Consider the following 14,937-nt stretch of genomic DNA (forward strand, 5'->3'; position numbering starts at 1 on the left):
GGGCTATCCGCTCACTTGCCCAGCTCGCTCATCCGCCCCGCTCCCGGTACCAGACGCGCTCGCCGACCGGCGACTCGCCGTCGTCGATCGGGAGCCGGCTCACGAACAGGTCCCGCACGGCGAGCGTGAGCGTCAGCTTGACCGGCTCCCCGCGCCCCGCGTCCTCCGATTTCTCGTCCCCATTCGCTTCCCCTTCCGGCGCGACCGGCCGAACCGTCACGACGCAGTGCCCGTCGCGCTCGCCGATCGACTCGACGACGCCGACCGTCCACCGGTCGACGTGGTGCGACGGCTCCCGGGCGTGGACGCGGTCGTGGTTCACCGGCCCGCCTCGGCTGCGCTCGCACTTCCTCTCCCATCGACGCGCCGCACGGCGAGCGCGCCCTCGCAGGTACACGTCTCCTCGCACTTCGGACACTCCGCCGCGGGGCGCTCGATCGGCTCGCGGTGGACCGTCTCGTAGCCGTGCGCGTCGAACAGCCGCTCCGGCGAATCGTCGCCGCCGTGGTACCACGAGTCCGCGAGGAACAGGTCGACGCCCCGCTCCGCGCCGACCTCGTGGAGCCGCTTGAGCAGCCGGCTCCCGATCCCGCGACCCGTCGCGCCGTCCCGGACGTACCCCATCTCCAAGTGGCCGTACAGCTCCGCGGCGGGGAGCAGGTTGGGGTCGTCGAAGAAGTACATCTCCTCGGCCACGTCGGTCGGGTCGTCGAACTCGCGGAGCGCCATGACGCCGAGGATCACGTCGTCGCTCTCGCCGTCACGGTCGCTCTCGACTTCGGCTCCCTCGGCGTCGCCGCCCGCGTCCGCCTCGACCGCGACCAGCACGCGGTACGTCGGGTCGCCGATCCCGAGGTCGACGCCGTAGGAGCTCCCCTCGCTGAAGTGCGAGGTGATGAGTTCCTCCAGCGGCTCGGCGTCCGCCGGCCGGGGGTCACGGATCGCGATTTCGTCCATCTGTCGGAGAGACGCAGTCGCCGATAAAGAACGGTGCGGTGTCGGCACCGCGCGTACCGCTCGCCTCACGCGCCGGCGCCCGGCCGCCAGACGCCCTGCCGCCGGTCGAGCCACGCCACGACGACCACGTGGGGCAGCGTCATCGCGGCGATGGCGACCAGCGACACCGCCAGCAGGTCGCCCGGCGCCGCCACGCCCGCCGGCACCGAGACCCCGACCGCGGCGACCACGAGGAAGCCGCCGAGCGTCAGCGGCGCGGCGTCCCGCCCGAAGCGGGCGAGCGCGCCGACGGCGTCGCCGGCCGACGCCGCGCCGGCGGCCTCGGGGTCGACCAAGACGAGCCGCCCGACGTGCCGGAGCGCGTGCCACAGCGCGAAGTACACCCCGATCGCGAACACCGGCGCGGCGAGCAGGAACCACGCCCACAGGACCGCGAGCTCGCCGACGTCGCGGTGCCAGCCGCCGGCGTCGCGCCCGTCTCGGACCCGGCGGTAGCCGAGGGCGACGGACGCCAGCGTCGCGGCCGCCATCCCGACGCCGACGCCGATCCGCACCGCGGGCGTGAACAGCGGCTCAACCGCGGTCGCGGCCGCGCCGGCGTCGACGAGAAACAGCCCGACGATCCACTCGGCCACCAGCCGGTACTCCTCCGGGTGCGCGAGCAGGGGGACGCCCATCGGCAGGCCGCCCCGGACCGCGAGCGCCAGCCACCGCTCCGCCGACGACGGGAGGTGGTCGACGCCGGCGATGGCGAGCGTCGCCACGTCGCCCTGCCCCCAGTGGAGCCACGTGAGCGCGATGAAACCGACGAACGCGGCGACGGGCGCCACGAAGAACGCGGCGACGACCGCGCCGCCGAGGGCCGCGTAAACCAGGGAGACGACGACGATCGACCGCCGGAGCGACACGTCCGGCGCGCCTCGGAGCGGGACCAAGTGGTCGACCGCGCCGTGCGCCATCCCGACGACGAGGGTGCCGAGCGCGAAGGTCGCGACGCCGACTTCGACCGGAAACAGAGGGGTAACGGCCCCGATCGGCAACAGCGCGGCCAGCGCCACCGCCGGGCGGCGCGCGAACCAGCGGTCGACCCGCTCGGCGGCGGCAGTCGATCCGACCCTCGCCTCCGCGGTTCCGGGCTCGCCCCGCGCGTCCGTCGTCCCCTCGGAGTCGCGCTCGCGGGCAGATCCGCGGCGGGACTCGGTCGCGCCCGTCGACGACGCCTCAGTCATCGACCACGTCGGGATCCGGGTCGGTCGGCGGCTCCGGACCGGGCACGTCCCGCTCGGACTCGCCCTGCGGGGCCGGCTCCGCGACCGCGCCTCGCCGGTCGTTCCAATCCAGCACCCACTCGAAGAGGACGAGCCCGTTGACCGTCATCACGCCGGCGGCGGCGAAAAACAGCATCTCCTCGATCGGCAGCCCGAGGACGGCGATCCCGGTCGTGAACTCGGTCGAGAGCTGCCACGTTCCCATGGCGATCGCGATCCGGTCCGCGACCCAGAAGTACGCGGCCGGGATCAGCGTCGCCGCGAGCCACATCCGCGGCGTGCGGACGAGGTACCCGCCGCCGACGGACCACTGGAGCGCGAAGACGGGACCCACCCACGCGATCAGCCCGCCGAGGTAGAGGTACGAGGGGTCGACGGTCGTGAGCCAGAGCCCCACGACGACCATCGCGACCCCCGCGAGGACCCCGGCGATCCGGGGTCTCCGGTCGAAGTCGCCCTCGCGGAACGTCGGGTCGAACCCGATCAGGTGGAGCGCGAACGCGGTGACGACGGTCTGGATGGTGAAGAAGAGGTACTCGCCGAGGGGGATCGACAGCGCGCGGACGAGCACCGCGCCGTCGGCGTACCACCACGCACCACGGCGGATCATGTAGCTGATCCACGGCGTCGTGTAAATGTACGCGATGGCGACGAGGATCGCGATCCCGACCGTCGCGCGTCGCCGCCGGACGGCGTCGTACCGCGGCGCGAGGTACCACAGGAGGGCCAACACGGGGAGACTGAAGACGAGGTGGAACTGGAGGTACGTCAGCGTCGGTAGCATCGGATCACCCCGGCGAGGACGCTCATGGCAATACCTTCGGTGCGTCGTTCATTAACCCTTGAGCCAAACATGGTCAGGTATCGAACGCTGTGGGCGGGGGCCACCCCGCCGCCGCAGTCGGGCGTCTCGGCGCGTCCTCACGCCGCGTCCGCAAGCACGCCGTGTGACTCCAACACCTTCCCGAGCCGGTACATCGAGGCGACGACCGCATCGCAGACCGGTCGCACCGCGGACTTGGGGACGAAGCCGACGGCGAGCCCCGCGACCTCCAGCATCGGGAGGTCGTTCGCGCCGTCGCCGACCGCCACGGTCTCGGCCATCGGGACCTCCACCTCCGCCGCGAGGTCGGCGAGCGCGTCGTCCTTCGTCCCCTCGATGAGCGGCCCCTCGGCCTCGCCGGTGAGCGCGCCGTCGGCGTCGGTCGGGAGTCGGTTCGCGACGATCGTATCGACGGAGACGCCCTCGCGGGCCAGCGCCGACTCGACGCCGCGCTCGAACCCGCCCGTGAGCACGGCAACGTGGTGTCCCTCATCGCGGAGTCGGTCGATGAGGCGCGCGGCCCCGGGGCGGATCCGGACCGCGTCGAACGCGTCCTCGACGTCGGCCGCCGGGAGCCCCTCCAGCAGCGCCGCGCGCCGGTAGAGGCTCTCTGCGTAGCTGAGTTCGTCGTTCATCGCCCGCTCGGTGATCTCGGCCACCTCGTCGGCGACGCCCGCCCGCTCGGCGAGCAGGACCGTCATCTCGGAGTCGGAGAGCGTCCCGTCGAAGTCGAACGCGATGAGACTCATGGGACTCGTTCGTCGCGGCGGGGCCTTGAAGCGCGCGGTCGGCGGCTCACTCGCCGTCGGCGTCGGCGAGGAACTGGACGTCCCCGGCGATGACCGCGCTCGCGATGACCCCGACGCCGACCACGGTCGCCACTCCGAGGGTCGTCAGCGTCACCGACATGACGGAGTTCCCGACGGCGACGCCGACGAAGGCCCCGACGGCTCCGCCGACGCCGCCGGCGATCACCGCCAGCGTCTGCGCCTCGCGCATAGGTGTCGATTGAATAACACGGTTTATAAGCGTTCCCGCCAGGTTCTCTCCGGTGATAACGCGGCGAGCGACCGTCGGCGCCCCGGCGTTGAGCGGGCGAGTGCCGCGGCAGTCACGCGGGCCGCGACTCAGCGCGGGTACTGTTGGCCGATGTCGACCCCGTCGTCCGGCGACCGGCTCTCCCCGGCGTCGTCGATCACTTCGTCGTCGCCATCCGTGTCGTCGCCGTCCGCGCTCTCCTCGCTGTCGCCTCCCGGGCTCACGCTGCCGGTCCGGTACCCCGCCATGTCAAGCGTGACGTACTCGAAGCCGAGGTCCGAGAGGTGCTCGTGGACGGCGTCGGCGAAGGCGGGGTCGAGCGCGCGCTCCAGTTCGTCGGGCGCGATCTCGACGCGGGCGAGGCCGTCGTGGTCGCGCACGCGGAACCCCTCGAACCCCCACTCGCGGAGGACCCGCTCGGCCTTCTCGACGCGGGTCAGGCGCTCCTCGGTGACCTCCAGCCCGGTCGGGATCCGCGAGGAGAGACACGCCATCGACGGCTTGTCGGCCACGGAGAGGTCGTACGACTCGGCGATCGCGCGGACCTCCTCCTTCGTTATTCCGGCGTCGAGCAGCGGAGAGAAGACGTCGAGCTCCTCGACCGCGCGGAGCCCGGGTCGGTGCCCCTCACCCGGGTCGTCGGCGTTCGTCCCGTCGCAGACAGTACCGATCCCCAGCTCCTTGGCCGTCTCGTACATCCGGCCGAGCCGCATCGTGCGGCAGTGGTAACACCGGTCGCCGTCGTTGGCGACGAAGTTCGGGTCGTCGAGCTCGGAGAACGTCACCGTCTCGTGTCGGATCCCGATCTCCTCGGCGACCCGCCTCGCGTCGTCGAGCTCCGCCGCCGGCAGCGTCTCGCTGCGGGCGGTACACGCCACGGCGTCGCCGCCGAGCGCGTCCGCCGCCAGCGCCGCCACCACCGCGGAGTCGACGCCGCCCGAGAACGCGATCACGACCCCGTCGCGCTCGCCGAGCGCCTCGCGGGCGCTCGCCGCCTTTGCCGCCGTCTCGGGGGCGAGCGACCCGTCCCCGACGGCACGCGCGTCCTGACTCATGGCAGGCGTTCGCGGCGGGCGCGAAAAAGGGCGTCGCACCCGACACGCGTCCCCTCGCCCGGAGACGCGCGCCGCCGGACCGCGGGAGCGACCCGCACGCTTTAGACCGTCGCCGCGATACCGGCGAGTAGATGGAGCTGGAGGCGATCCCCGGCGTCGGTGCCAAGACGGCCGCGGCGCTGCGCGAGCTCGACGACCCGGCCGCGACCGTCGAATCCGGCGACGTGGCCGCAATCGCCCGCGCGCCGGGCGTCAACGAGGCCCGCGCGGCCCGCATCGCCCGCGGGGCGATCCGCCGCCGCCACGGCGACGACGGGCGCGTGCTCGCCACCGACCGCGCCCGCGAGCTGTACCGCGAGGCGATCGACCTGCTGCGCGAGCGCACCGTCACGGATTACGCGGCAAAGCGCCTGGAGACGTTCTACCCCAGCGCGTCCGCCTCGCGGATCGAGGAGGCGCAGTCGTTCGCCGCCGCGGCGACGGCGCGCGACCCCGATCCGGCGGTCCGCGAGGCGCTCGCTGACTGCGCGCCACTCGCTGACCCCCCGACGGTCCGCGTCCGCGACCGCTGCCTCGCCACCGCCGACGCGGAGACGCTCGCGCGCGCCGAGGCCGCGGTTCCCGAGCTCTCCGTCGAGACCGTCGAGGACGCGCGCGATGTCTCCGAGCTGGGCCGTTCGTACGCCTCGGTGATCGTCTTAGACGAATCGTTCGCCGGGCTCGACGTGGAGGGCGACGTGAGCGTGCGGCCGGACGCCCTCGAAAGCCCGGCCGGGACCGTCCCCGAGCGGCTGCTGGCCTTCTTCGCCGAGAACCGCGAGCGATTAGAGGCGGCCGCGGCGGTCCACGAGGCGGCCGCGGCGGCCGGCGAGCCGGTCTCCGAGGGCGGCCCGCCCGTCGACCTCGACCGGCTGCGCGACGCGCTCTCGCGGCTCGACGACGATGGCACGATCGCGGGCGACGCGGAGTTGGACCGGCTGACCGCCGCCGTCGACGACCTCGACGCCGCGGTGTCGACGGCCGCGTCCGTCGCCGACGACCGGCTCCGCGAGGCGATCCGCGAGCGCGACGTCACCATCGAGGGGACCGACTTCCTCTCCCTCGTCGAGCAGGGCGCGCGCGTGGACTCGCTGCTGGACCGCGAGCTCGCCGACGAGTACGACGCGGCGGTCGACGCCGCGCGCGAGCACCTCGCCGACGCGCTCCGCTTGGAGCCCGAGGAGGCGGAGCTCGCCGAGCGCGTCTTCGGCGGCGACCCCTCCTTCCCGGTCGACCACGACGAGAGCGCCGTCTCGCGGCTCCGGACCGAACTTTCCGCGGCCCGCGACCGCCGCGCGGCGACGCTGAAGGCCGACCTCGCGAGCGACCTCGGCGACCTCCGCGAGCCGGTCGAAGCGTTGGTCCGCGACGCCTTGGAGCTCGACGTCGAGCTCGCGATCGCGCGGTTCGCGCGCGACTTCGACTGTACGCTGCCCGAGGTCGTCGGCCCGGGAGAAGCGGCGTCGTCGGGGTTCCGCATCGAGGGGGGCCGCTCGCCGCTGCTCGACGTCGACTTCGCGGCCGTCGAGCCCGTCGACTACGGCGTCTCGGGCGCGACGCTGCTTTCCGGGGTGAACTCCGGCGGAAAGACCTCGACGCTCGACTTGGTCGCCTTGGTCGTCGTCCTCGCGCAGATGGGGCTGCCCGTGCCGGCTGAGTCGGCGACCGTCGAGCGGTTTGAGGAGATTCACTACTACGCGAAGTCGCAGGGCACCCTCGACGCGGGCGCGTTCGAGGCGACGCTTCGCGACTTCGGCGACCTCGTCGACGGCGCGGACGGGCGGCTCGTCCTCGTCGACGAACTCGAGTCGATCACCGAGCCCGGCGCCTCCGCGAAGATCATCGCGGGGATCCTGGAGGCGCTCGACGAGCAGGACACGACCGCCGTCTTCGTCTCTCACCTCGCGCGCGAGATCCGCGACGCCGCCGACTTCGCGGTCGCGGTCGACGGCATCGAGGCCGAGGGGCTCGTCGACGGCGAACTCCGGGTGAACCGCTCGCCGAAGAAGGGCCACCTCGCGCGGTCGACGCCGGAGCTCATCGTCGAGAAGCTCGCCGACGACCGCGGCGGCGAGTTCTACGGCGACCTGTTGGAGAAGTTCTGAGGGGCGGCGACGGTTCGGACCGCGCCGGCGGCCTACTCGTCGTCGATCGTCCGGTAGTTCTCGACCTCGACCACTCGCCGCGTCTCGGCGTGCGTGAGGTCGCCGTCGGCGGACACCACGGGCGCGTCGAGTTCGCGTCCGACGGCGGCGACCGTCGCGTCCACCCCGTCGAGAAACGGTCCTTCGGAACCGACCGCTTCGGTGACGTACCCCGCCTCCTCGGACACCACTTCGTCGACCGCGTACACCTCGGTCCACGCGAGCGCGTCGATCGCTTCCTCGACGGACGCACCGGGGAGGTTCCCCACGCCGACCAGCGTCTCCGCGTACGCCGGGGCCGGAACGATCTACACCTCCCGGTCGCCGCCTTCTGTCTCGTAAAAGCGCTTGGCGGCCGGGTCCCCGTCCAGATAGTCGACGAGAAAGTTCGCGTCGAGGACCTTCACTAGTCCTCGCCGAGCCGACGCATCCGGTCTTTTCGCTCCGACTTGGCCCGCCGTCGTTCCTCGCGAATCCGGTCGGCCTGCTCGTCCGACAGCAGCCCGAACCCCTCGTCGAAGTCGCCCTCGCTCCGCTCCGAGAGCAGTCGCTCGAGCACGTCGTTGTAACTCTCACCGCCGCTTCGATATCGGTCGAGGAGCCGTTTCACCCGACCGCTCACCCGGATTTGCTCGTCTGCCGTCGCCATCTTGTGTCAACGTTCGCGTCGACGCGTCTTGCGGGTTGGGCACGCGCCTCTCGCGTCTCCTGATCGACCGCACCGACAACCGTGACTACCTCAGTCGTCCGCTATCGTCGGTACGTTCATAATTTCTCGTCAAATCCCGAATTCGTGCCAACCGCGCCCCCGTTCGATATCCTCCTCTCGGTGGCACAGGTCGGCGTCGGTGTTCAGTTGCCCCGCCCGATCTCAACCCGCGACCGGACTCGCCGCGCCGCGGTCGGTCTCGCGGCCGCGACGTTGGCTCTCATCGCCCTGTTCGGCTTCGACGTTCTCGCGGCGGTCGCCCCTCGACACGCCTCAGAGCCAGACGAGCCGCCACTCGCCGTCGTCGGGCGCGACGAGCCACTCGAGTTCGAACTCGTCGCCGCCCTCGCCCGCGACCGTCACCGAGACGATCGCGTTCTCCGCGGCGATGGTCTCGATCGCCTCGTCGTCCGCCGCCCCGCTGAAGAAGTCGGAGCTGCTCCGGACGCGCTCGGCGTCCACGTCCCGCGCGACGACCGCCGCCTCGATGAGCCGCTGGCGCCGCGCCCCGTCGAAGAGGCCGGGCACGTCCGCCGCCACCTCGCTCAGCGGCGAGGCGCGGTGCGCGAGCGCCGCCACGTCCTCGGCGAACGCCGTCGCGCTCTCGGCCTCGCCCGCCCGCCGGTAGTACTCCCTGACGACCGCCACTGGTCCCTCCGGCGCGCCGGGCCACACGACCCGCCACTCGCCGTCGTCGTCGGTGGCGACGAGCCAGCGGAACTCGGTCTCGTCGCCGTCGGTGTCGACGACCGTCGCCGACACGACCGCGTTCTCCGCCGCGAGCGACTCGATCTCCTCGTCGCTTAGCGCGGCCGAGAGGAACCCGGATATCGAGCGGATTTCGTCCGCGGACAGGTCCTCGGCGACGACTGCGGTCTCCGAGAGATCCTGTCTGACGGCGGCGTCGAACGTCATCGGCACGTCTTCGGCGACCCGTGAGAGCGGAGACGCGGGGTGTGCGATCGCGATCACGTCGTCCGCGAACGCCTCGCTGTCCTCGCTCGCGCTCGCCCGTCGGTAGTACTCTTCGACGGCCGCCACCGGTCCCTCCGGCGCGCCGGGCCACACGACCCGCCACTCGCCGTCGTCGTCGGTGGCGACGAGCCAGTGGAACTCGGTCTCGTCGCCGTCGCTCCCGACGACCGTCGCCGACACGACCGCGTTCTCCGCCGCGAGCGACTCGATCTCCTCGTCGCTTAGCGCGGCCGAGAGGAACCCGGAGATGGAGCGGATCTGCTCCGCCGAGAGGTCCTCGGCGACGACCGCGGTCTCGGAGAGCTCCTGTCTGACGGTCTCGTCGAACGCCATCGGCACGTCCTCGGCGACTTGCGAAAGGGGGGACGCGGGGTGCGCGAGCGTCGGGACCGCCTCCGCGAACGCCTCGCTGTCTTCGCTCGCGCTCGCTCGTCGGTAGTACGCCCCGACGGCCGCCGCGGGGCCGTCGTTGTCGTCGGCGATGGAGGGGCGTCCAGCCGCGAGCGCGAGGACCGTTACACCGCTTGCGGAGAGGAACGACCGTCGTTCCATGGGAATTCATCCGAAAGTGTCAATAAAAAATATTTCCCCAATTTCGGCCCGAGACCGCCCGCAGAGCGGCCTCAGTCGTCGTCGGCGACCGCGGGCTTCCGGCGGTCGTCGCGGGGGCCCTCGAGGTCGACGTCTGGGAGCATGTCGCGGAGGTAGCGCCCGGTATGGGAGGCCTCCTCGCGGGCGATCTCTTCGGGCGTCCCGCTGGCGACCAGCTCGCCGCCGCCGTCGCCACCCTCGGGGCCGAGGTCGATCACGTGGTCGGCGTTCTTCACGAGGTCGAGCTCGTGCTCGATGACGACCACGGTGTTGCCGGCGTCGACGAGGCGGTGGAGCACGTCGATCAGCTTGCGCTCGTCCTCCTTGTGAAGCCCCGTCGTCGGCTCGTCTAAGAGATAGAGCGTGTCGCCGGTCGCGCGCTTCCCGAGCTCCTCGGCGAGCTTGACGCGCTGCGCCTCGCCGCCCGAGAGGGTGGTGGAGGGCTGGCCGAGCTCCATGTAGCCGAGCCCGACGTCCTTCAACAGCTTCAGGCGGCGCTCAAGTCCGCGGTGGCTCTCGAAGAACTCGTGGGCCTCCGCGACGCTCATGTCGAGCACGTCGGCGATCGTCTTCCCCTTGTACTCCACGTCGAGCGTCTCGTCGTTGTAGCGCGCGCCGCCGCACTCCTCGCAGGGGACGTACACGTCAGAGAGGAAGTTCATCTCGATCTTGACGGTCCCCTGCCCGCCGCACTCCTCGCAGCGGCCGCCCTTCACGTTGAACGAGAAGCGCCCCTTCTCGTAGCCGCGGCGCTTCGAGAGCTTGGTCTCCGCGAACAGCTCGCGGACGTGGTCGAACACGTCCGTGTACGTCGCGGGGTTCGAGCGCGGGGTCCGCCCGATCGGAGACTGGTCGATGAGCCGCACCGTCTCGACCCCGTCGAGCCCTTTAATCGCGTCGTGCTCGCCGGGGTCGACCGAGGTGTTGTCGTTCATCTCGCGGGCGAGCCCCTTGTAGAGGATGTCGTTGACGAGCGTCGACTTGCCGGAGCCAGAGACGCCCGTCACCGTCGTCAGCGTGCCGAGCGGGATCGGCACGTCGAGGTCCTTCAGGTTGTGCTGGCGAGCGCCCGTCACCACGAGCTCCCCCTCGGTGTCGCGACGCTCGTCGGGCACCGGGATCGCCTTCCGGCCGGCGAGGTAGTCGGCGGTCACTGACTCCTCGGCGTCGACCACGTCGTCGAAGTCGCCCTGCGCGACGATCTGGCCGCCGCGCTTACCCGGCCCGGGCCCCATGTCGATGATCTCGTCGGCCCGCCGCATCGTCTCCTCGTCGTGCTCGACGACGAGCAGGGTGTTACCGAGGTCGCGCAGGCCCTCCAGCGTGTTGAGCAGGCGGTCGTTGTCGCGCTGGTGGAGGCCGATGGAGGGCTCGTCTAACACGTACAGCACGCCGACCAGCCCGGAGCCGACCTGCGTGGCGAGCCGGATGCGCTGGCTCTCGCCGCCGGAGAGGGTCGACGCCTCCCGGTCGAGCGTGAGGTACTCCAGTCCGACCTCCTCCATGAAGCCGAGCCGCGCGCGGATCTCCTTCAGGATCTCCTCGGCGATGGTCGTCTCGCGCTCGTTCAGCTCGTCTTCCATCCCCTCGAAGTGCTCGCGAGCGTCGCCGATCGACAGCTCGTTCACCTCGGTGATCGACGTGCCGGCGACGAGGACGTGCCGCGACTGCTCCTTGAGGCGTGTCCCATCGCACTCGGGGCAGGTGGTGACGGCCATGTACTCCTCGATGTGGTCGCGGGCGCGCTCGGAGTCGGTCTCGACGTGGCGGCGCTCCAGGTTCGGGATCACGCCCTCGAACCGCTCCGTCTTCTCGCGCGTGCCGTTCTTCGTGGTCCACTCGAAGTGGACCATCCGGTCGGTGCCGTAGAGGAACTGTCGCCGGATCTCCTCGTCTAACTCCTCGAAGGGGGTGTCGAGGTCGACGCCGAAGTGGTCGGCGACGTTGTCGAGCTGGCGGGAGTAGTAGGTGCGGTCGTAGCTCCACGGCTCGAACACGTGCTTCAGGGGTTTCGAGGGGTCCTCGACGACGAGGTCCTCGTCGACCTCCTTCGTCGAACCGATCCCCTCGCACTCGGGGCAGGCGCCGTACGGGCTGTTGAACGAGAACGAGCGCGTCTCGATCGCGGAGAACTGGACGTCGGAGTTGGGGTTGCCGAGCTCCTCGGAGAACTCTAAGACGAGGCGGTCGTCGCCGTCGGCGTCCGCCGCGAGCGACCCCGTCGAGCGCGCGTTCGACGCGAACGGAACGTCTTCGGGCGGGTTGGGGACGATCAGCTTGAGGACGCCGTCCGCCTCGTCGAGAGCGGTCTCGACGGAGTCCGTGATCCGCGAGCGCGCGTCCGGCGAGACGCGGACCCGGTCGACGATCACGTCGATCGTGTGGTCGTAGTTCTCGTCGAGGTCGGGGTCGTCGAGGGTGAGATCGACCGGCTCGCCGTCGACCTCGACGCGGCTGTACCCGTCGCTCACCAGCTCTTCGAACAGGTCCTCGAAGGCGCCCTTCTGGTCGCGGACGACGGGGGCCGCCACCTTCGCGCGGGTCCCCTCCGGCAGGTCGAGGACCTGGTTCACCATGTCCTGGGCGGACTGCTCGCCGACCTCCTCGCCCGTGACGGGGTCGTACTGCGTGCCGATCCGGGCGTACAGCAGCCGGAGGTAGTCGTGGAGCTCGGTGACGGTCCCCACCGTCGACCGGGGGTTGTTCGCGGCGTTCTTCTGGTCGATTGAGATGGCCGGCGAGAGCCCCTCGACGGACTCCACCTGCGGTTTGTCCATCTGTCCGAGGAAGTTGCGGGCGTACGCCGACAGCGACTCGATGTAGCGCCGCTGCCCCTCAGCGTAGACGGTGTCGAACGCCAGCGACGACTTCCCCGACCCGGAGAGTCCGGTGACGACGGTGAACTCCTCCCGCGGGATCCGGACGTCGAGGTCCGCGAGGTTGTGTTCCTCGGCACCGCGGACCTCGATGTAGTCCTTACTCATTTCACTCTGCCGTTGCGGGCGCGCGCGGGAATAGTCGTCGGTCGCGGGGACCGCGAGGGGTCGTTCCCGGCGTCAGTCGCGTCGAACGCGGAGGCTCACTCCCCGACGAACTCCGCGGGCGGCGAGAGGTCCCGCCGGCCCCCGAAGGTGACGAGGAAGAGGACGCCGACCCCCACGCCGTACGCTAACATCAGCGGCACCGTCGCGAGGAACATCGTGATCACGTCCGCCGGGGTAAACACGGCCGCGACGAGCATGATCCCGATCGTCACTTCCCGCCAGCGGGCCCGGAACACGCGGTACGGGACGCCTGCGTTGTTCAACAGGACCATGGCGATGGGGATGTCCGCGAGGAAGCCGATCCCGATCGTCGTGTAGATGACGAGCCAGAGGAAGTCGCTCACCTGATAGGTGATGATCATGTCGGCGAGGCGCGCGTCGGTGACGAGCCAGCCGATGAGGCCGGGCGCGATGTACGCGTAGCCGAGCGCGAAGCCGCCGATCATGCCGGCGCCGAGCGCGCCCGCCCACAGGTACACTTGGTAGATCCGGCCGGCGACGAAGCCGCGCTCGCGGAGCGCGGGCCACGCGTAGTAGAGCGCGACGGGGAACGCGGCGAAGATCCCGAGCATCACCGAGAACTTCACCATGAAGATCAGCGCCTCGACCGGGTGGAGCGTGATGATGTTGATCCCGCCCTCGATCTCCGCGGGCACGCGCCGTTCGAGGTCGCCGCGGACGGTGCCGAGGCCGCCGAGGTACAGCCACGTGAACGCGGCCGCCATCACGGCGCCGAAGACGGCGACGATCCGGAACGACCGCGAGCGCAGCGAGTCGAAGATGAACTTGAGGTCCTTATAGTAGCCGCCGATATCGTCTTCGGCCTCTTCCTCGTCGCCGTCGGTGAGTTCGGCGAGGAACGTCGACCCCGCCCGTGACCCCCGGTTCTGGACGTTTTCGACGAGCCCGCCGTCACCGGCGTCGTCGTCGCTCTCACCGTCGCCGTCCCCGTCACCGTCGCTCTCTGCTGTCACCTCGTCGAAGCGGTCGAGGATCGCCTGCGCCTTCTCCGGGTCGTCGTCGTCCATCGCGTCCTGCGCCAGCGCGAGCGACTCGTCCTCCTCCATCTCGGCGAACGCGTCCGCGGGGGCCGCCCGCACGCCCGCCGCGTCGAGCTCGCCCACGTCGATGGCGGTCGGGTCGCCGTACTGGTAGCCCGCGCTCGTGGTGTCGAGGTCGGTATAGACCGCCCACAGCGTCGCGACGGCGGCGAACGCGAGCGCCCACGCGGCGGCGTAGACGCCGAGCGCGGTCGTCGGGTCGACGCCGAGCCCGGCGCCCGGTTCGAGGAAGCGCCGGGTGCTCCCCACGAGCCGGAGGAGGTCGTTGACCGCAGTCCGGCCGCCGTACTCGTAGAAGGCGTACACGAGCCCGCCGCCGAGGACGACCGCGCCCCCGACGACGTTCCAGTGGTTGCGGACCGCGCCGAGCACGTCGATCCGGTCGGAGCTCCGCTTGGCCGTGACGACGAGCTTCGCGAGGTAGAGGCTGAAGCCGTACAGCGCCACCAGCGGGAACGCCCACAGCAGCTGGGTGAACGGGTCCGGCGGCGAGAAGACGGCCCCGAAGACGAAGATGGTGACGACCGCGTAGCGCCACTTGTCGCGGAACGTCTCGTACGGGACGATCTCGGCGTACGAGAGCCCGGTGATGATCATCGGCATCTGTCCGGCGAGGCCGAACGACAGCGAGAGGAAGACGATGAACTCCGTCCACATCACGATCCCGTACGTCGGCTGGATGTCGGCCTCGAGGCCGAACTCGGCGAGGAAGCCGAACATCAGCGGGAAGAAGGCGAACACGCCGTAGGAGACGCCCGCCGCGAAGAGGCCGGCCGCGAGCAGCCCGAGGAGCGCGATCTTCCAGCGCGCAATCGGCGACTGCGGCCACATCCCCCGCCGCCGCAGCTCGTCGCGGGTGACGTAGATCAGCGGCGGGATCGCGGTGATCGCGCCCACGATCAGCCCGATCTTCGCCTGGAGGAGGATCACCTCGAACGGCGTCGTCGCGATGATGTCCGCCTCCTCCGCGACCGCCGCGCTCATGTTGGACTCGGTCACCTCCCGGAGCCGGTCCCAGATGTACGTTCGGAGCGCCCAGAACGTCGCGAGGAAGCCGATGAGGAAGACGACGAACACCTTCTGGAGGTCCTTCTGTACCGACCGAAGGAACGCCTTCGCCGTCTCCCGGCCCTCCGCGATCGACTGTTGGGTGTCTTCGTCGAGGGCGCTCGCCATACGGGAGGGGAAGGTCGTCGTCGTTATCAACCTTTTCGACCGCGGGCGCTCCCGCGC

At 70.9% G+C, this 14,937-nt stretch carries 12 protein-coding genes and 1 pseudogene; 1 reads left to right on the forward strand and 12 read right to left on the reverse strand.

All coding sequences use genetic code 11. The annotated features are described in order from the left end of the window. Positions 1 to 28: 28 nt before the first annotated feature. The 7 genes from ABNG04_RS16045 to larE all read right to left on the reverse strand — a co-directional run bounded on the left by ABNG04_RS16045 (position 29) and on the right by larE (position 5,141). Positions 29 to 322, reverse strand: a complete 294-nt coding sequence (locus tag ABNG04_RS16045) for a DUF7861 family protein (protein WP_371163376.1) — start codon at positions 320 to 322, stop codon at positions 29 to 31. Continuing rightward, positions 319 to 957, reverse strand: coding sequence for a GNAT family N-acetyltransferase (locus tag ABNG04_RS16050; RefSeq protein WP_371163377.1), 639 nt, complete (start codon positions 955 to 957; stop codon positions 319 to 321). The genes ABNG04_RS16045 and ABNG04_RS16050 overlap by 4 nt, the downstream gene beginning before the upstream one ends. A 65-nt stretch (positions 958 to 1,022) precedes the next feature. Continuing rightward, positions 1,023 to 2,186: a Brp/Blh family beta-carotene 15,15'-dioxygenase gene (locus ABNG04_RS16055; protein WP_371163378.1), complete on the reverse strand. Its 1,164-nt coding sequence runs from the start codon at positions 2,184 to 2,186 to the stop codon at positions 1,023 to 1,025. Next, on the reverse strand, positions 2,179 to 3,009 hold the full coding sequence (locus tag ABNG04_RS16060; RefSeq protein WP_371163379.1) for a lycopene cyclase domain-containing protein: 831 nt from the start codon (positions 3,007 to 3,009) through the stop codon (positions 2,179 to 2,181). Before ABNG04_RS16060 ends, ABNG04_RS16055 begins: the two co-directional genes overlap by 8 nt. A 137-nt stretch (positions 3,010 to 3,146) precedes the next feature. After that, a complete protein-coding gene (gene serB, locus ABNG04_RS16065; RefSeq protein WP_371163380.1) occupies positions 3,147 to 3,797 on the reverse strand; it encodes a phosphoserine phosphatase SerB in 651 nt (216 codons plus the stop codon). A 46-nt stretch (positions 3,798 to 3,843) separates the two neighbouring features. Beyond that, positions 3,844 to 4,047 (reverse strand): hypothetical protein, encoded by a 204-nt coding sequence (locus ABNG04_RS16070; RefSeq protein ID WP_371163381.1) that lies wholly within the window; start codon positions 4,045 to 4,047, stop codon positions 3,844 to 3,846. A gap of 128 nt (positions 4,048 to 4,175) precedes the next feature. Beyond that, positions 4,176 to 5,141, reverse strand: coding sequence for an ATP-dependent sacrificial sulfur transferase LarE (larE, locus tag ABNG04_RS16075; RefSeq protein ID WP_371163382.1), 966 nt, complete (start codon positions 5,139 to 5,141; stop codon positions 4,176 to 4,178). Positions 5,142 to 5,272: 131 nt separating this feature from the next. On the opposite strand from larE, the gene ABNG04_RS16080 reads away from it, so the two are divergent. Then, entirely contained in the window at positions 5,273 to 7,285 is a 2,013-nt protein-coding gene (locus tag ABNG04_RS16080; RefSeq protein ID WP_371163383.1) for a MutS-related protein, read from the forward strand. Between the two features lie 32 nt (positions 7,286 to 7,317). On the opposite strand, the pseudogene ABNG04_RS16085 reads toward ABNG04_RS16080, so the two are convergent. The 5 genes and pseudogenes from ABNG04_RS16085 to tatC all read right to left on the reverse strand — a co-directional run bounded on the left by ABNG04_RS16085 (position 7,318) and on the right by tatC (position 14,880). Continuing rightward, positions 7,318 to 7,731, reverse strand: a pseudogene (locus ABNG04_RS16085) (PIN domain-containing protein). Further along, positions 7,731 to 7,973, reverse strand: a complete 243-nt coding sequence (locus ABNG04_RS16090) for an antitoxin VapB family protein (RefSeq protein ID WP_371163384.1) — start codon at positions 7,971 to 7,973, stop codon at positions 7,731 to 7,733. The pseudogene ABNG04_RS16085 and the gene ABNG04_RS16090 overlap by 1 nt, the downstream one beginning before the upstream one ends. Before the next feature lie 333 nt (positions 7,974 to 8,306). Continuing rightward, positions 8,307 to 9,560, reverse strand: a complete 1,254-nt coding sequence (locus ABNG04_RS16095; RefSeq protein ID WP_371163385.1) for a twin-arginine translocation signal domain-containing protein — start codon at positions 9,558 to 9,560, stop codon at positions 8,307 to 8,309. A 71-nt stretch (positions 9,561 to 9,631) separates the two neighbouring features. Next, the gene (gene uvrA / locus ABNG04_RS16100; protein WP_371163386.1) at positions 9,632 to 12,583 is read right to left on the reverse strand and encodes an excinuclease ABC subunit UvrA; all 2,952 of its coding nucleotides are present in this window, start codon (positions 12,581 to 12,583) and stop codon (positions 9,632 to 9,634) included. A 95-nt stretch (positions 12,584 to 12,678) separates the two neighbouring features. Further along, entirely contained in the window at positions 12,679 to 14,880 is a 2,202-nt protein-coding gene (tatC, locus tag ABNG04_RS16105) for a twin-arginine translocase subunit TatC (RefSeq protein WP_371163387.1), read from the reverse strand. Positions 14,881 to 14,937 lie beyond the last annotated feature (57 nt).

Origin of the sequence: Halorubrum miltondacostae (assembly GCF_041379815.1) — an archaeon.
Classification (GTDB): domain Archaea; phylum Halobacteriota; class Halobacteria; order Halobacteriales; family Haloferacaceae; genus Halorubrum; species Halorubrum miltondacostae.

What these genes read in the sequence shown, in the direction of transcription:
- ABNG04_RS16050 (WP_371163377.1), bottom strand. Translation starts at nt 957, where the DNA reads ATGGACGAAATCGCGATCCGTGACCCCCGGCCGGCGGACGCCGAGCCG.
- ABNG04_RS16055 (WP_371163378.1), bottom strand. Translation starts at nt 2,186, where the DNA reads ATGACTGAGGCGTCGTCGACGGGCGCGACCGAGTCCCGCCGCGGATCT.
- ABNG04_RS16060 (WP_371163379.1), bottom strand. Translation starts at nt 3,009, where the DNA reads ATGCTACCGACGCTGACGTACCTCCAGTTCCACCTCGTCTTCAGTCTC.
- serB (WP_371163380.1), bottom strand. Translation starts at nt 3,797, where the DNA reads ATGAGTCTCATCGCGTTCGACTTCGACGGGACGCTCTCCGACTCCGAG.
- ABNG04_RS16070 (WP_371163381.1), bottom strand. Translation starts at nt 4,047, where the DNA reads ATGCGCGAGGCGCAGACGCTGGCGGTGATCGCCGGCGGCGTCGGCGGA.
- larE (WP_371163382.1), bottom strand. Translation starts at nt 5,141, where the DNA reads ATGAGTCAGGACGCGCGTGCCGTCGGGGACGGGTCGCTCGCCCCCGAG.
- ABNG04_RS16080 (WP_371163383.1), top strand. Translation starts at nt 5,273, where the DNA reads ATGGAGCTGGAGGCGATCCCCGGCGTCGGTGCCAAGACGGCCGCGGCG.
- ABNG04_RS16090 (WP_371163384.1), bottom strand. Translation starts at nt 7,973, where the DNA reads ATGGCGACGGCAGACGAGCAAATCCGGGTGAGCGGTCGGGTGAAACGG.
- ABNG04_RS16095 (WP_371163385.1), bottom strand. Translation starts at nt 9,560, where the DNA reads ATGGAACGACGGTCGTTCCTCTCCGCAAGCGGTGTAACGGTCCTCGCG.
- uvrA (WP_371163386.1), bottom strand. Translation starts at nt 12,583, where the DNA reads ATGAGTAAGGACTACATCGAGGTCCGCGGTGCCGAGGAACACAACCTC.
- tatC (WP_371163387.1), bottom strand. Translation starts at nt 14,880, where the DNA reads ATGGCGAGCGCCCTCGACGAAGACACCCAACAGTCGATCGCGGAGGGC.